The 16,100-nt window shown below is 48.2% G+C and carries 19 protein-coding genes; all 19 read left to right on the plus strand.

Going from position 1 to position 16,100, the window contains the following annotated elements; all coding sequences use genetic code 11:
• Positions 1-129 precede the first annotated feature (129 nt).
• A complete protein-coding gene (locus PHO67_01035; protein ID MDD5545732.1) occupies positions 130-1,428 on the plus strand; it encodes an O-acetylhomoserine aminocarboxypropyltransferase/cysteine synthase in 1,299 nt (432 codons plus the stop codon).
• Between the two features lie 7 nt (positions 1,429-1,435).
• On the plus strand, positions 1,436-2,566 hold the full coding sequence (locus tag PHO67_01040) for a homoserine O-acetyltransferase (protein MDD5545733.1): 1,131 nt from the start codon (positions 1,436-1,438) through the stop codon (positions 2,564-2,566).
• Between the two features lie 5 nt (positions 2,567-2,571).
• Positions 2,572-3,165 carry a methionine biosynthesis protein MetW gene (metW, locus tag PHO67_01045; GenBank protein MDD5545734.1) on the plus strand — a complete coding sequence of 198 codons (594 nt, stop codon included), beginning with the start codon at positions 2,572-2,574 and terminating at the stop codon, positions 3,163-3,165.
• Positions 3,166-3,185: 20 nt separating this feature from the next.
• Positions 3,186-3,908 (plus strand): hypothetical protein, encoded by a 723-nt coding sequence (locus PHO67_01050; GenBank protein ID MDD5545735.1) that lies wholly within the window; start codon positions 3,186-3,188, stop codon positions 3,906-3,908.
• A gap of 243 nt (positions 3,909-4,151) precedes the next feature.
• Entirely contained in the window at positions 4,152-4,769 is a 618-nt protein-coding gene (locus PHO67_01055; GenBank protein ID MDD5545736.1) for a hypothetical protein, read from the plus strand.
• Between the two features lie 29 nt (positions 4,770-4,798).
• Positions 4,799-5,488, plus strand: coding sequence for a hypothetical protein (locus PHO67_01060; GenBank protein ID MDD5545737.1), 690 nt, complete (start codon positions 4,799-4,801; stop codon positions 5,486-5,488).
• Positions 5,489-5,505: 17 nt separating this feature from the next.
• Positions 5,506-6,000 carry a nitroreductase family protein gene (locus tag PHO67_01065; GenBank protein MDD5545738.1) on the plus strand — a complete coding sequence of 165 codons (495 nt, stop codon included), beginning with the start codon at positions 5,506-5,508 and terminating at the stop codon, positions 5,998-6,000.
• 21 nt (positions 6,001-6,021) lie between these two features.
• Positions 6,022-6,255, plus strand: a complete 234-nt coding sequence (locus PHO67_01070) for a glutaredoxin domain-containing protein (GenBank protein ID MDD5545739.1) — start codon at positions 6,022-6,024, stop codon at positions 6,253-6,255.
• Positions 6,252-7,157 (plus strand): FAD-dependent oxidoreductase, encoded by a 906-nt coding sequence (locus tag PHO67_01075; protein ID MDD5545740.1) that lies wholly within the window; start codon positions 6,252-6,254, stop codon positions 7,155-7,157. Before PHO67_01070 ends, PHO67_01075 begins: the two co-directional genes overlap by 4 nt.
• A gap of 14 nt (positions 7,158-7,171) precedes the next feature.
• Complete coding sequence (locus PHO67_01080; GenBank protein ID MDD5545741.1) at positions 7,172-7,783, plus strand: carbohydrate binding domain-containing protein; 612 nt, start codon at positions 7,172-7,174, stop codon at positions 7,781-7,783.
• A 13-nt stretch (positions 7,784-7,796) separates the two neighbouring features.
• Positions 7,797-8,489 carry a hypothetical protein gene (locus tag PHO67_01085; GenBank protein ID MDD5545742.1) on the plus strand — a complete coding sequence of 231 codons (693 nt, stop codon included), beginning with the start codon at positions 7,797-7,799 and terminating at the stop codon, positions 8,487-8,489.
• Between the two features lie 28 nt (positions 8,490-8,517).
• A complete protein-coding gene (locus PHO67_01090) occupies positions 8,518-9,042 on the plus strand; it encodes a PsbP-related protein (protein ID MDD5545743.1) in 525 nt (174 codons plus the stop codon).
• 46 nt (positions 9,043-9,088) lie between these two features.
• Complete coding sequence (locus tag PHO67_01095) at positions 9,089-9,577, plus strand: hypothetical protein (protein ID MDD5545744.1); 489 nt, start codon at positions 9,089-9,091, stop codon at positions 9,575-9,577.
• A gap of 257 nt (positions 9,578-9,834) precedes the next feature.
• Positions 9,835-10,833 (plus strand): FtsH protease activity modulator HflK, encoded by a 999-nt coding sequence (gene hflK, locus PHO67_01100; GenBank protein ID MDD5545745.1) that lies wholly within the window; start codon positions 9,835-9,837, stop codon positions 10,831-10,833.
• A complete protein-coding gene (hflC, locus tag PHO67_01105; GenBank protein MDD5545746.1) occupies positions 10,833-11,789 on the plus strand; it encodes a protease modulator HflC in 957 nt (318 codons plus the stop codon). The genes hflK and hflC overlap by 1 nt, the downstream gene beginning before the upstream one ends.
• Before the next feature lie 243 nt (positions 11,790-12,032).
• Complete coding sequence (locus PHO67_01110; GenBank protein ID MDD5545747.1) at positions 12,033-12,605, plus strand: carbohydrate binding domain-containing protein; 573 nt, start codon at positions 12,033-12,035, stop codon at positions 12,603-12,605.
• A 269-nt stretch (positions 12,606-12,874) separates the two neighbouring features.
• Entirely contained in the window at positions 12,875-15,169 is a 2,295-nt protein-coding gene (locus PHO67_01115; protein ID MDD5545748.1) for a hypothetical protein, read from the plus strand.
• Positions 15,170-15,268: 99 nt separating this feature from the next.
• Positions 15,269-15,772, plus strand: coding sequence for a hypothetical protein (locus PHO67_01120; protein ID MDD5545749.1), 504 nt, complete (start codon positions 15,269-15,271; stop codon positions 15,770-15,772).
• Entirely contained in the window at positions 15,769-16,098 is a 330-nt protein-coding gene (locus tag PHO67_01125; GenBank protein ID MDD5545750.1) for a pyrimidine dimer DNA glycosylase/endonuclease V, read from the plus strand. The genes PHO67_01120 and PHO67_01125 overlap by 4 nt, the downstream gene beginning before the upstream one ends.
• The last annotated feature ends 2 nt before the right edge of the window (positions 16,099-16,100 follow it).

Raw genomic sequence — 16,100 nt, forward strand, 5'->3', positions numbered from 1 at the left:
GCGTATTGCTCCGCTTAATAAATGTGCTAAAAAGCAAACAAAGATTATTTGAGGCCCGTGCTTTTTAGCGCGGGTTTTTTGTTTTAATGGTTAGGTGAGCTAACCACAAGCGGGTTTCGAAAGGGGAAAATGAGCAAGATAGACAGCAAGTTGAAAGTGGAATCACTGGCTTTGCACGGCGGGCAGGAGCCCGACCCTACGACAGGCTCAAGGGCGGTCCCGATCTACCAGACAACCTCGTACCAGTTCAAGAGCACGCAACACGCCGCTGATCTTTTCGGGCTGAAAGAGTTCGGGAACATCTATACGAGACTCATGAATCCCACTACCGACGTCTTCGAGAAGAGGATGGCCCTGTTGGACGGCGGTGTGGGCGCGTTGGCCGTGGCTAGCGGACAGTCGGCTATAACGCTGGCGCTCCTTAATATAGTGCAGAACGGCGACGAGATAGTCTCCGCGGATAACCTTTACGGCGGCACCTATAATCTCTTCCATTACACGTTCAAGCGTTTTGGCATAGATGTCAAGTTCGTCAAGTCCAATGACCTGTCGGGTTTCCAGAAGGCGATAACCCCTAAGACGAAGGCGATATACGCGGAATCGGTCGGGAACCCGAAACTTGATGTCACGGACCTGGAAGAGCTCTCGAAGTTAGCGCATAAGAACGGGATACCGCTTGTCCTGGACAACACCGCAACACCTTACCTGCTCAGGCCGATAGATTTCGGCGTGGACATAGTCGTCTATTCGGCGACGAAATTCATCGGCGGGCACGGGACCTCGATCGGCGGCGTGATAGTCGATTCAGGCAAGTTCAACTGGACGAACGGAAAGTTCCCGCTCATCTCAGAACCGGACCCGAGCTACCACGGCATAAACTTTGTAGAGGCGCTAAAGCCGCTCGGCAATATAGCGTATATAATAAAAGCCAGGGTGACCATCCTGAGGGACCTCGGCCCGGCGATATCACCGTTCAATTCTTTCCTTTTGCTCCAGGGGCTTGAGACCCTGCATCTCAGGATGCCGCGCCATTCGGAGAACGCGCTGGCGGTCGCCCAATACTTAAAGAAGCACCCTAAAGTCGCATGGGTCAATTATCCCGGCTTGCCATCGAGTCCCGATTATGATAAGGCAAAGAAGTATCTCGGGAAAGGCGCGGGAGCGATAATAGGTTTCGGCGTAAAGGGAGGCCTTGAGTCCGGAAAGAAGTTCATCGAATCGCTTGAGCTGATATCGCATGTCGCGAATATCGGCGACGCCAAGAGCCTCGCGATACACCCGGCTACGACGACGCACCAGCAGCTCAGCGAAGAAGAGCGCCTTGCGACAGGCGTCACGCCCGATTTTATAAGGCTATCCATAGGCCTCGAGCATATAGATGATATCATCGCGGATATAGAACAGGCCCTGGGAAAAACCAAAGGTTGAGGTTAAAATGACAGTCGAGAACAGCGTAGGCACAGTAAAAATAAAATACTTCACTTTCGCGGAACCCCCGCGCGAACTGAAACTGGAGTCCGGCCAGGCCCTCGGCCCCATCACTTTGGCTTATGAGACCTATGGCACCCTGAACAGCCGGAAGAGCAACGCGATACTGATAGAGCACGCTCTCTCAGGCGACGCGCATGCCGCGGGTTTCCACGAAGGGGATAAGGACCCGGGCTGGTGGGATTCTATGATAGGTCCGGGCAAGGCCTTTGATACAACGAAATATTTCGTGATCTGTTCCAATGTCATCGGCGGATGCAAGGGGAGCACAGGCCCTTCTTCGGTCAACCCGAAGACGGGGAAGCCCTACGCGCTGGAATTCCCGCTGATAACGATATCCGATATGGTCCATGCCCAGAGCCATTTGATAGGCCATCTCGGCATAGACAAGCTGCTTTGCGTGGTAGGCGGCTCGATGGGCGGGATGCAGACACTCCAATGGGTCGCGTCTTACCCTGACAGGGTGCGCTCTGCCATACCCATTGCTTCGGCGCTGAAACATTCCCCGCAGCAGATAGCTTTTAACGAGGTCGGAAGGCAGGCGGTAATGGCTGACCCGGAGTGGAGGGAAGGGGACTATTACGGGCACGGCCAACCCGAGAGGGGCCTGGCAGTCGCGCGCATGGTCGGCCACATAACTTACATGAGCGACCAGTCGATGGAAGAGAAGTTCTCGCGCCGGCTTAAAGAGAAGAATTACAGCTTTACGTTCAAGACCGATTTCGAGGTAGAGGGTTATTTGAGATACAAGGGCGACGCCTTCGTGAAACGCTTTGACGCCAATTCATATCTCTATATAACCAAGGCCCTCGATTATTTCGATCTTTCTGACGGTAAGCTTATACGCCAGGGTAAGGCCGTAGATACCCGCTTCCTGGTCATTGCCTTTAAGTCGGACTGGCTCTACCCGTCTTACCAGCTGCAGGATATCGTGCGCCAGCTTAAGACGAGGCATGTCGACGCCACGTATTGCGAGGTCAAGTCGACTTACGGGCACGACGCGTTCCTTCTCGAGGTTGAGGAGGAGACGCATTTGATCAGGCACTTTCTTAAAAAAGTATACAAGGAAGGCGAATAAAATAAATGGCTGAAGAAATAAAGAGACCGGACTATAAGATAATATACGGGATCGTCGAACCCGGCTCGAGGGTATTGGACCTCGGCTGCGGCGAAGGGGACCTCCTTTGTCTCCTCTCGAAGGGAAAGGGGATAAAGGCGCAGGGGATAGAGTTGAGCGAAGACGCCATCTATAAATGCGTGGAGAAGGGATTAAGCGTATTCCACGGTGATATAGACAGCGGGCTCACCGAGTATCCGGATAAATCTTTCGACTATGTGATACTCAACCAGAGCATGCAGGAGGTTAGGAAGGTAGATTTCGTGATAAACGAGGCGCTGAGGGTGGGAAGGAACGTAATAGTAGGATTTCCCAACTTTGCCTACTGGAGGGCAAGGTTCCGGCTTTTCCTAAAAGGCAAGACGCCGGTTACCCCCTCGTTGCCATACAGGTGGTATAATACCCCTAACCTGCATTTCCTGAGCATAAGCGACTTTAAGGAGTTCTGCGCGGAAAAGGGGATCTCTATCATCAGCGAGCATTATCTGGCGAAGGGCGGGGCGGCCGATTTTTTCCCCAATCTTTTCGCCTTAAACGCCGTATTCGTGATAACCAAGTAGAAAAAAGAAAGGAGGGGGGCATGAAAAAGATACTTATCATAATTGCCGCAGTCCTCGTTGTCTTATTTCTCGCGAAAGACTTTATCGCCGGTTCGCTTTTGACCTTAGGGGTAAGTTCCTTTACTGACCTTTCAGCTAGCGTACAACACCTCAGCTTAGGCGTTTTCAAGAGCGCGGTCGATGTAAAAGGGTTTAAATTATACAATCCGCCGAAAGATTTCAGGGACAGGGTCATGGTGGATATGCCGGGTGTTTATATCAGCTACTATCCCGGCTCATTTCTGACCGGCACCAAACATCTCAAAGAAGTAAAACTCAATATCAAGGAGTTTGTGGTCGTAAAGAACGCGAACGGCAAGCTGAATCTCGATTGCTTAAAACCTATACAGGCGCAGACGGACCGAAAGAGAGGGGACAAGAACCGGGATAAGAAGTTTAAGATCGACGTCCTGGAGCTAAAGATAGACAAGGTCATATATAAAGATTATTCCCGGCCTGGCGAACCGGTGGTGAAAGAGTTCAATATAGGGGTTAATGAGCGTTACGCCAATATAACCGACCCGTATTCTTTCGCTTCTTTGGTCGTCTTCAAGGCCCTGGCCAATACCAGCATCGCGTCTCTCGCCCATTTTGACCTTAGCCCGTTGAAGAGCGCCGCCTCGGATGCGCTCGTTAACGCGACGAAGAATGCGGTCGGCGCGGCGAGCGAAGCAGTAAAGAAACTGTTGCCTTTCGGTAAATAAGAAATAGAGGGAAGATAAGCCCTCTCATGAGATTTTTGTTTTGACACTTAATTTGTAAAGAGTTATAATAAGTTTGTCATGAGAGTCGGTAAAACCCCTATTTGTTCGCAAATCAAGGAGCAAACGGCATTAAGTATAACAGCTTATTGTGCCTTGCTCCTTTTTGTTTTGAGCCAATCCGCTTATGCGCAGGACGGGGACGTCATATTGTGGGACGGGCTTGAAAGTAACAACAATTGGAGCATGAACACCGGCGGCAAAATGGCCGTTACCGCCGACCACAAGACAGAGGGGAACAGCAGCCTGGCGGTGAACGTTAACGGAGAGATCCCCGCGAGCGGCGTCATCATCAGGAAGACGAACGCCAATCTTAATGTTTCTTTCGCGAACCAGGTGATCCTGGATATCTATAACAGCGGAGACCCCTGTAAGATAGCGCTCGCTTTCGAGACAGGCAATTACCACGAAAGCGTTCCCAAGACCCTCAAAAGCGGGCTGAACAAGAATGTCACATTCGAGATCAGCTCAAGAGATTTCAAGGCCCCGTTTGATTATGTCACTACGGCAAATAACGTGATGTTCGTAGTGTATCCCGGCGACGGTTCGGTAGACCCGGTTTATCTCGATAATATCCGCGTAAAAAAATACGGCGGGCTCACATCGGTGCCTCCCGGGATTTCGCCCGCTATACAAGTTGCCGAGGCAGAAGAAACGGCTGTCGAAGCGGCCCCGGAATACACAGGCGCTTACAGCATATTAAACGGTTCGGTGCCCAACGAGAATACGGTGCCGGAACACAAGACCGCCGTCATATTCGGCCTGGGCCTCGCCGGTCTCCTTTTTTATCGAAAAAAATCCTAAAAACCCGCCCATTGCGGTATAATATGCGCATGCTTAGATCATTTTTTATTACGCTGGTTTTGCTTTTCCTGTTTTATTTTTCCCGAGTTTCCGCGGCTCCGGCATACGGCACCGATACCCCGGACAAAGGAAAGATCTCGATAGGATATCAAGCCAACCTTGTATTTAAACACAGCTTAAACGACTCCCACGGCAGGATCAGGAGCTACCAGCATTTTGTCGACCTGTCTTACGGTGTATTAGACTGGTTCGCGTTCGACGGCAAGCTTGGCGTCGGCGACGTCAGGCAGAGCGGGGGAGACAGGCCGGAGATCAATTACGGGACCGGTTTCGCCGGAGGATACGGGTTCAGGATCCTCCTCTGGAACAAGCCCTCGTATAAGGCCAGGGCCACTTTCGGCTTACATCATATAAGCGTCCATCCCACGGATGAGAATGTCGGCGGTAATTTGTACGAGACTTTCCTCGATGATTGGCAGCTCGACCTCCTCGCGTCCAAGAAATTCGGGAAGTTCGAGCCGTTCGTCGGCGGGAAAGCGTCACTGTTCGACCAGGGCTATCGCGTAAACCACGGCGACAGGAAAAGGATGCACCCGAGATATTACGGCGGCGTGATAGCCGGCTTCGGGTTCGACCTCAGGGAGGACTTGACCCTGAAGGTAGAAGGCCATTTCATAGACGAAGATTCGCTGAGCGCCGGCCTTTATTATAAATACTGAAAGAAGGGAAAAAGGATATGGATATCTTTGAAGCGTTCAAAAGCAGGATAAGCGTCAGGGAATACAGCGATAAACCCGTTGAAAAAGAGAAATTGGAGAAGATGGTAGATGCCGGCCGCCTGGCCCCGACCGCGAGGGGCGAACAGCCGTGGGAATTTGTAATCGTAACCAACAAGGAAAAGGTAAAGGAACTCGCGGATATCACCGACCACGGCAAATTCATGTCCGGGGCATCGGCGGCTATAGTCACGTTCTGCAAGGACACCAAGTATTACCTTGAGGACGGATGCGGCGCTACCGAAAACATCCTTCTCGCCGCCGCCGCCCAGGGAATAGCATCCTGCTGGATAGCCGGGGATAAGAAAGACTACGGGACAGAGATCGCGAAAGCCCTCAATGTCCCTGCAGATTTTAAATTGATAAGCATCATCTCGCTCGGATACCCTAAAGAAAAACCTCAACCTCACCAGAAGCGTCCGCTGAAAGAAGTCATGCACTGGGAGAAATTTTAAAAAACCCGTAAGGAGGCCGCGATGAAAAAGGTAAAAATCTACAGCACGCCCACCTGCCCGCATTGCATAAGGGCCAAAAAATTCCTGGAAGAAAATAATGTCCCGTTTGAGAATTTTGACGTCGGCGCGGACCAGCAGAAATCCGAGGAGATGGTCAAGCTCTCCGGCCAGATGGGCGTCCCGGTCCTGGACATCGAGGGCAAGATAATAGTCGGCTTCGATAAAGAAGAAATAAAAAAAGAATTGGGGATATGAGCGTCTATGACCTTATAATCATAGGCGCGGGCCCGGCGGGCATCACCGCGGCCGTTTACGCGGCGCGCAAAAAGATGAGCATCCTGGTCATAAGCCCTGATATCGGCGGCCAGGCCGCCTGGAGCGGCGACATCGAGAATTATACCGGCTACCAGTTCATAAGCGGGCCTGACCTTGCCTCGAAATTCGAAGAGCATATGCGCAAGTATAACATCGCGCTCAAGGAAGGTGAGATGGCCATCGACCTTAAAAAACTGGTGGATACATCGTTGGTAAAGACCGACAAGGGCGAGTACAGGGCCAAGGCCGTAATAGTCGCTTCCGGCAAGAAGTCCCGCGAACTGAGGGTGCCGGGAGAGAAGGAGTTCAAGAACAGGGGGCTGACCTATTGCGCCACCTGCGACGGCCCGTTATTTTCCGGGAAGGATGTGGCCATTATCGGAGGCGGAAACTCAGCCCTTGACGCCGCCCTGCAAATGGTAAAGATAGCGAAAAAAATATACGTCATAAATAATACTCCGCGGCTCGGGGGAGACCCTGTGATGCGCGAAAAGGTCGAAAAAGACCCTATCGTCACGGTCTTTAACGAGAGCCGCGTAACCGCTGTTTTGGGCGACAAATTTGTAAATGCCGTAAAGATAGCTGTCAGCGGCGAGGAACGCACCGTAAGCGTCCAGGGGATCTTTGTAGAGATAGGCCTGATCCCAAACACCGATTTCGCCAAAGACCTGGCCAAGAACGAGGTTGGCGAGATCAAGGTCAATAGCCGCAACGAGACGAACATCCAGGGCATCTTTGCTGCAGGCGACGTCACCGACGTCCCGGAGAAGCAGATAATCATTGCCGCAGGTGAGGGCTCCAAGGCCTGCCTGAGCGCGTTCAGGTATTTGTCGGAACACTGAGGAGGAATGAACCTATGAAAGTTATTGCTTTATCCGTTCTTTTATTGTGTGTGCTTGTGATGCCCTGCAGGGCGGCGCTTGCCGCGGACCTTATGGTTGCAAGTTTTGAGAATAACGGCCGCACCGACATCGGCACCGACATCGGCACGTGGGATTACAATCCTGCCGACCCTAATCAGAGCTGTTCCATTGAGGTAGTACCCATGAAGGACGTATTGGGCAAAGCAGGGGTCGAGACCCATGTCCTGAAGATATCATATAGCGTGGCGTCGTCTATGCCGGCGTTCAACGGCATCTATATCAAGCTCAACAACGCGGACCTCAGTTCTTACGACGAGATGAGCATGCTGATCAAAGGCGACAACGAAAGGGGATTTACGACCCAATTCAAGGTCGAGATGAAAAATAACAAGGGCGAGCGCGTGGTATACCTTGTCAAAGACATAACCCTCGGCTGGCAAAAGATAGTAATACCGATGCAGGAACTAAAGGCGCTTGGCTCGATATCCGATTGGTCGAAGATGAAAGAGCTCGTCTTCACGTTCGACGACATAACCGCGGATGTCAGGAAGGGCGCCATTTACGTTGACGATATAATGTTCTCGGAGAAAGAACAATCCCAATAGGAAGGGGACAAAGATGCGCTCGAAGAAGATAATCCTATTATTACTTTTGGCGGCGGGGCTTTTGATGCCGGGCCCTGTCTTTTGCGAAGAGATGCAGGTCAGTGTCCTCAAGATAGATGATTTCGACGGCAAAGTGATGTTCAATTTGCTGGGCGGTAAGACGCAGGGCTATGAGGAAGCCGGGATCAAGTGCATACCGTCGTTTACCGATGACCCCAAAGAAAGGTACGGCGACAAAGGCGCGTCGCTCAAGCTTGATTTTGACGTGACCAAGAGAGGGAGTTTCGCTTTTTACTGGACTATGCTGACCGTCAAGAAGAATATCGAAGTCGAAGGCAGGAATGTCGAGGTAATATCATTTGCGGCCCTGCGCGGCCACGATTTCCTGGAATTCCAATTCAAGGACCCGAAGGGGGGAGCCGACTTCACGATAGAGGTGCATGAGGATGCCGACAGCGACGGCGTGTATATGATGGGGGTAGACAGGTCATCTATGGTGAATGCCGATCCGTATATTGACAGGACCGCCGCCGGAAAATGGCAGAAGATATCGATACCGCTTATCAAATTTGCGAACATCAAGGACTGGGACCGCATCCTTGAGATAGTCTTCGTCTTCAAGAGCGGATACGGGATACCCAAGGGGACGGTTTATCTGGACGACCTGGAATTGGTAAAATATCCGAAGGAAGAGCCTTCGCAATAGGGCCCCGGAGATCTCAAAAGGAGTGGAGATGAAAAAAACACTTTTTATTCTTGTTTTAAGCGTCGCCTTGTTTTCTCAGGTTGCCGGCATCAACGCGGAAGAACAAAGGACTTACATGAGCCCTTATTTCAATTTCGCGATAAATTATCCTTCTTCCTGGCAAGCCAGGGAATTAAGCGGTATGGTATTCTTTTTGTCTCCGCGCGAGGGTAACTCGGACGGTTTTACAGAAAACGTCGGTGTCACTATCGAAGACCTGGCTAAGAATCCGATGAGTTTGGATGAGTATGAGACGATTTCGCTTAAGAATGCCCCAAGCATAATACCGGCTTTTAAATTGATAGAAAAGAACAACGCTAAAATAGACGGCAAGAATGCTTATTTTATGGTTTATACTGGCAGCGCACAGACTAGAAGCCTTAAATATAAGTCATACACGTTTATCACGGATTCAAAGGCGTTCACCTTGACTTATTCAGCCGAAAAGAAGAATTATGATAAATACCTGAAACGGGCTGAACTCATAATGAGATCCATTAAAATAACGCATTAATATAGGGGACGCGTCAAAAGGGGAAGGTCAGGAAAGGGGATAAGGCGTGATAAAGAGATGCAAAAAATGCAGGGTCCCGCTGGAAGGGTTTATGTATATATGGGTAGCGGCCAGGATCTTCAAGATCAAGCCCTCCGAAAAGGACCCGGAATTGTGTAATAAGTGCGAAGACATCACAAACATCCCGGTCCGGATCACAAGCGCATTTAGAGACCTGGTGGTATTGATCGTCGTCACCGTCATCGTATTGGTCATCTCGTATTTTTTTAGCGTATTCGAGTTTATCGTAAGCCTGTTCAATAAATATCCCCATTTGATAACTTATGTAGACGAGATCATAACATTCCTTTTGACCTTAAGCATCGGCTTCGCGATCTTCTCCTGGCGCAGATGGCGGGAAGTCAAAAAAGAGGCCGCTGAATGCATAAGACTGCAGGAAGAGCTTGTCAAGGCTGCCGATACAAAGGCGGAAACAGAGAAGATCATCAGCAAACAGCTTCACAGCGAGATCGAGCTGCGCAAGCAAAAGCGTTAAAATAATCATAGTGGCAAGGGAGGGCTGCAAGGCCTGCCTGAGCGCGTTCAGATACCTCTCCGAACACTGACTCGCCGTTTTCCCTTGACAAGGATATTTAAATAACATAGTATGAAACCATAAGACAATTAATCGGGTCAGAAATATTAATTTATTTCTGAAGGAGAAGTCAATTTGGATGGTCGGGCCGCCATCTGTGAAAAAACAGATGGCGGTTTTTGTTTTATAAGGATGAATTAAAACGGGAGGCGTAGATCATGGACTGGCAGAACGTCCCTAATCCCGATGAGATAATCGGCATGGGAAGGAAAAGACTGGTTGATTTTTGGAAATTTTTGCGATGGTTCATCGTGATATTCATCATTCTTATCGGCATAAAAGGGGTTGTTTACTCTATCGGCCCGGATGAGGTAGGCGTGATCCAGAGATTCGGCAAGTATATCGGCTTAAGCTCGCCCGGACTGCATGTAAAATTGCCTTTCGAGATAGACAAGGTGACCCCGGTTAAGGTGAAGAAGGTCTTTAAAGAGGAGTTCGGCTTTAGGACCGTAAAACCGGGAACAAGGACCGACTATAGAAGCGGAGGCAACAAAGACCAGTCCCTGATGCTTACCGGGGATTTGAATATCCTGGACGTGCGCTGGATAATCCAATTCAAGATAAAAGACCCCGTTAAGCTGATCTTTGCCACCCGCAACCCTATGGATAACATCGACGATATTTCCGAAGTGGTGATGCGGCGTTTTGTCGGCGATTATACGGTCGACGAAGTGCTTACCACAAAGCGTGAGGAGATAGACGATCTCGCGCAGCAGGAGATCCAGAAGATCCTGGATAATTACAACGTGGGGGTCCAGATAGTCACGGTAAAACTGCTGGATGTTAATCCTCCCGAGAAGGTAAAACCGGCTTTCAACGAGGTAAACGAGGCAAAACAGGAAAAGGAAAAGATGATCAACCAGGCGTGGGAGGCCTACAACAAGGTCATCCCCAAGGCCAGGGGCCAGGCGGAGAAGACCATCCGCGAAGCGGAAGGTTACGCTACGGATAAGACAAACAGGGCAAAGGGCGAATCGGAACGGTTCCTGATAACATTAAAGGAATATAACAATGCCCCGGAGATAACCAGGAAGAGGCTATACTTAGAGACCTTAACGGAAGTCCTCCCTAAGGCAAGAGAAAAATATATAATTGATCCAGAGCAGAGGTCGATTCTTCCTATGCTCGACATGAAAAACAAGGAGGGCCAACGATAATGAAGAAACTGAGTTCCATTATCGCTTTATCTGTAGGAGTATTGGTCCTGGTGATCGCCGCTTTTGCCACCGGGGCTGTATATATTGTCGATGAAGTGCACCAGGTGGTGATCACGCAATTCGGCAAACCCATAGGAAACCCGATCACCTCCTCGGGGCTGCATCTTAAGAGGCCTTTTATCCAGACTGCCCATTATTTTGACAAGAGGCTGCTTGATTGGGACGGGGACCCGAACCAGATCCCGACCAGAGATAAGAAGTATATCTGGGTGGATACGACCGCGCGATGGAGGATCGTGGATTCCCTGAAATTCCTGCAGTCGGTGGGTAATGAGATCGGCGCCCAGGGCAGGTTGGACGATATCATCAATTCTGCGACCAGGGACGTGGTTACCAGCCATCTTTTGGTCGAGGCCGTAAGGGATTCAAACCGCATCCTGGAGACAAAGATCGAAGGAGAAGACCTGATAGTCACGGATGAGGCGCTGGAAAGGATAAGTGTCGGCAGGGAACTGCTGGAGAAGGCTATCCTGGACAAGGCGAAGGTCCTCGCCCCGCAGTACGGCATAGAGATAGACGATGTGCGCATTAAACGCATAAACTATGTCGAGGACGTGCGCAATAAGGTCTATGACCGCATGATCGCCGAGAGAAAACGCGCCGCCGAGAAATACCGCTCCGAAGGCCAGGGAAAATCCGCGGAGATCGAAGGGCAGGTGGCCAAAGAGTTAAAGGAGATCTCTTCGGAGGCATACAGGAAAGCCCAGCTTGTAATAGGTAAAGCCGATGCCGAAGCCGTCAGCATCTACGGCAAGGCCTACAGCCAGGATCCCGGTTTTTATTCATTTCTGAAGACGCTCGAGACGTATAAGGAGACCATCGACGGGAATTCAACGGTGATCCTGACCACCGACAGCGATTATTATAAGTACCTTAAAACCCTTGACGAGAAGTAACATCCAGTCCCGAAGGAAGACTAATCCTTTCCATAGGAATAGGCACGCAATCACAACCCTCTGCAATTATAATAGTTGCAGAGGGTTTTTGTTTGGAGTAGAATAAATCCTGACGGAGTGTCCCAAAGTGACACGTCCCCAAAATCCCGCAATAGCAGAAAATTAAGCAAAAAAGCAAATATTTCCTCTTGTAATAATGTCAATTAATGGTACATTAGAGTATCTTCGATACGTGACGATAATATGAAAAAATCAACTATTATAATAATCGCGATCCTGCTAACGTTCCCTGCGGCGGCAAGCGCCAATCTGCTGGTCAACCCGGGATTTGAGACGGGTAATTTCAGCGGATGGGCTCCTTACGCTTTCGGCTCTGAGAATGTATCAAGCGCAAACCCTTACACGGGCCAGTATGAGGCAAGAATAACTAACTACGGATGGATAACCCAAACCGTCAATTTAACGCCGAATGCCACCTACAAGCTGTCTTCATACCTGTATATGCCGCAAGACGGCGGTGACGCGTCGATCTCCATAACTTTTTATAACTCTACCGGCACGACTTCCTTCCAGCAGGAGCGTTCCTGGCAGCGGATCCCGGGAGACCAGCAATACGATAAGATAGAAACGGACTGGCTGGTTGCCCCCAGTTATACCGCTTATGCCAAAGTGCGCTGCTCAGTCGCTTCAGCCGGCAGCTATATTGACTTCGATGACGTCAGCTTGGATGTTGTGCCGGAACCGAGCTCGCTGGTTCTTCTGTTTACCGGCCTTACAGGATTATTCGGTTTACTGACCCGCCCCAAAGGTGTATGATATTCCCGTACTCCAATTAACTGGAGGAAGGGGATGCCTTTTCTGCTGATTTTATTATTGGTTCCTTTAGTCATCTTAATAGCCGGCTTAATATTATTCATTAAGCCGGCTTCTTGCATTAAATGGCAGATTAAATTCTACAGCAAGATCAACTGGCGAATGGAACCCATCAATATGGAAATGGAGATCAGGAATACGAAGATCATGGGATTATTCCTGATTGGCGCGGCTATAGCAACGGTCATCTATCCATTAATTAGGGGAAATAAATGAAAAAGATCATTTTGATAACGTTAATTTTATTATTTTCATTTACAGGCCCTTTGATTCCTGCAAAGGAAGAGAATCTCGCTGATTCTACGCCTCCTTCCGCACCCGTAATCAATACTGATAAGAGAACAAAATCACTAGATATGATCGTTGCGCACTGGAAAAGCGAAGACCCTGAATCAGGGATAGCCGAGTATCAGTACGCAATAGGGACGGTCCCGGAAGGCACCGATGTTCTATACTGGACCTCAAACGGGCCGAACGAAGATTGTTATGTCTATCAGGTAAGATTGGAGAAAAATAAAAATTACTATATCTCTGTGGTCGCAAAAAATAAAGCGGGCTTAAAAAGCAAAGTAGCCACAGCCGGTCCGATAAAAGCTGCAAAAGAAGTATATATATCGGTTGAATGGCCAAGGTTTAATTCAATTATAAGGAATAATGAAACAAGGATAAGTGGCACTGCCGAAGGTGTTGATACTGTAAATATTAACGGCAGGGAATTCGCAGTTAATGATGACGAGTCATTTAAAGGCCCGACTTTAGTAGCACCCGGTTATGCCGCAAGAAAAGGGATCGATGCAAAAGACCCGAATTATATTATTATGAATTTTCCCGGGAAGACAGATATTAAAGTATCCGCCGAAGGAGAGGAATCGTTTACAACGTGTTACTATTATCAAGCTTATTTGAAGAGTTCTACAACTTCGGAGAGTTATGCTTATTCTGATGAGTTCCAATCCTGGAATATGGATGCCTTGGCAAAATCACCGTTTGCCGATTGGAAAGACTATCAATATCCATCAAGGATCAGGACTAAGAAAAATATGTCGGAAGCCTGGACGCCCTGGCAATATTGCGATTACTACTTTAAGTGGTGGAGATATTATCATAGCGCAATATCATATCCCGGGAAACCGGGCAGATGCACTTCCTCAATGACGATTCATACACTACCGGCCAAAAAAGGAGAGATTGAGCCGATGATATTGCTATTCCAAGAGTGCATGATATCACCTTATGACTTTAAAGGAAGGCGTCCTGATATTTCAGAATATAAGATGAATGGCAGACAATTGAAGTGGTTTTACGGTGATGCAAATAAATTGCCCAACTGCGCTTATATCATCCTGGATAAGTATGTTCCGGATACCGATATCGAGCTTAAGGTCGAAGCTCCTGTTTTGAAGACCGATACTAAAGGGAATCCAACCGAATTACAGACATTTGCGTGCCGGTTCATAGATGTATTTGAAATGGAACTCGTACGCGAAACCCCGTTTAACAGCGGAAATTATAGCGTTGTGCAGACTATACCGATTTTCACCCCGGATACAGGAGAAGGGCGAGGGTTGCCTTTGGGCGTGATTAACATGCCTTTTTTAAAGCTTAACCTTGATAAGGAATTATCTGATTCGCAGGTTGACCACTTAAATGCTGAATTGAGAATAGCTGACAAAGTCACGAAATATACCTTAACGGAAACGTCACCCAATTCGCAGGTGTTTACGGACGAATCTAAGGACTTCGTTATCAAATTTGAGCCTTTAGTAAAAACTAGCCCAAGCGAACAAGATGATATTGTATGTTTTTTAACCTCAAAGAAAAATAACATAAATGACCAGGTTTTCAATCTTAGAGAAACCGCCTCGGATTCACTATGTTTTGAGGACGTAAAAGTGTTCATTACGGTCTGGTTTAAAGGAGAATTAAGCGACCAGCAAAAAGATATGATGACAATCCAATTCACGAAAGGCATGATGGCTGGCGACCAGGAGCTTACGGAAACGGGCGAAAACTCGTTGGAATTTACGAACAAAGACGGCGATCTTACGGTGCGGCTTAACAACTATAAGGGTAAATTTAGTGGTGCGCTTGATGTGACTGCCCCGAACAAGGGCTATATGGACCTAAAAAGCCCAAGGCTTATTCTTGAGAGAGTCGACCCATCAAAATACTGTTTTACAAATGAAAATTTCGGCAACGGCACTAATGTTACCCAAGAAGATCCCGGAATATCCGGCGAGGGTATATTCAGGGCCAGGATAAGAGGATTGCACGATCTCAATAAATATTCTTTAAATCGGCTGGTAATCGTGATTACAGTTGATGGAGTTTCAAAGAGTTTAAAATTAACAAAACACACGGATGGATCGTACATTACCGGAAATCTGCTATTAGTTCTGAAAGATCAAAAGGGGGAAAGGGACTATAAAGGAGTAACCGTATTCCACACAGATGGCAAAAAGGGTGTAGGGGCTATTTCAACAAAATTTATGGAAGTAAACGAATAAAGTCTAATAAGCCAAAGTCTGATTTCATATGCCCGCGCAGAGAAGACATACGACAAGTCGATCGATAATTACCTGCGTAACAGAAAAAGATAGAATAATATGAAAATATTAAAGATACTTCTATTTTTAGTTTTAATGTTTATTGGGGTTTATTTCTTAATAATCAGTATCGAGGGTTTTATACCCATTTTGACCAGGCATGTTGATACAAATGGAAATGATTTAATTATACTGCTGACGATTTGTACTTTTTTCGCGGCAATGTGTCTGATAGGTTCTATTGGAAAATTATTCTTCAGAAAATGGGCCCGCTTCCTAGTAATTGTTGATGTCGCGTTTAATATCGCGATTGCATTTTTTCTTTCCGGATTTACTGTAATAATTCAAACTGGAGTGGATACTGCCTACAGCGATTCTGTCGGCATCATTAGATACTGGGGTTTTCCAATTCATTATTGTTCGAAGGCTCCTGGTTTAGCTTGGGCTGAGTATGATCCTATGCGGTTTTTATTGAATTCATTTGTTTGGTTCATCTTTCTTATGGCGTTTTGGTTTTATCGGAGAAAAATAGGACAGAAATCTAAAGAAGCAAGGCCTGAATGAGGATCTGGGATATAGCGCCAAGAAAATTATGCCGCAACCATCTCCTGGGCGAGCACAGGGAACTTCACGCCATCTGGTCTGTCCTGACACGCAAAAAGAAAGGGTATTCCCGTCATCCGGAGACCTTAAGGTGGAAGGGCAGGTTAAAGGCGCTGTATTCAAGGCACAATAAGCTCATAGCGGAGTTTAAAAGGCGGGGTTACAGGCATTACAGCCCTCTTGATTCGAGGCTGGCAATAGGGAAGGGGAGGCAAACGCAATTCGTCAATTCGGTCAGTGAACAGGCTCAAATTTTAGGAAGGAAACACTGCGGCTGTAAGATATAAAA

Source organism: Candidatus Omnitrophota bacterium, from assembly GCA_028716565.1.
Classification (GTDB): Bacteria; Omnitrophota; Gorgyraeia; order Pluralincolimonadales; family Pluralincolimonadaceae; genus Pluralincolimonas.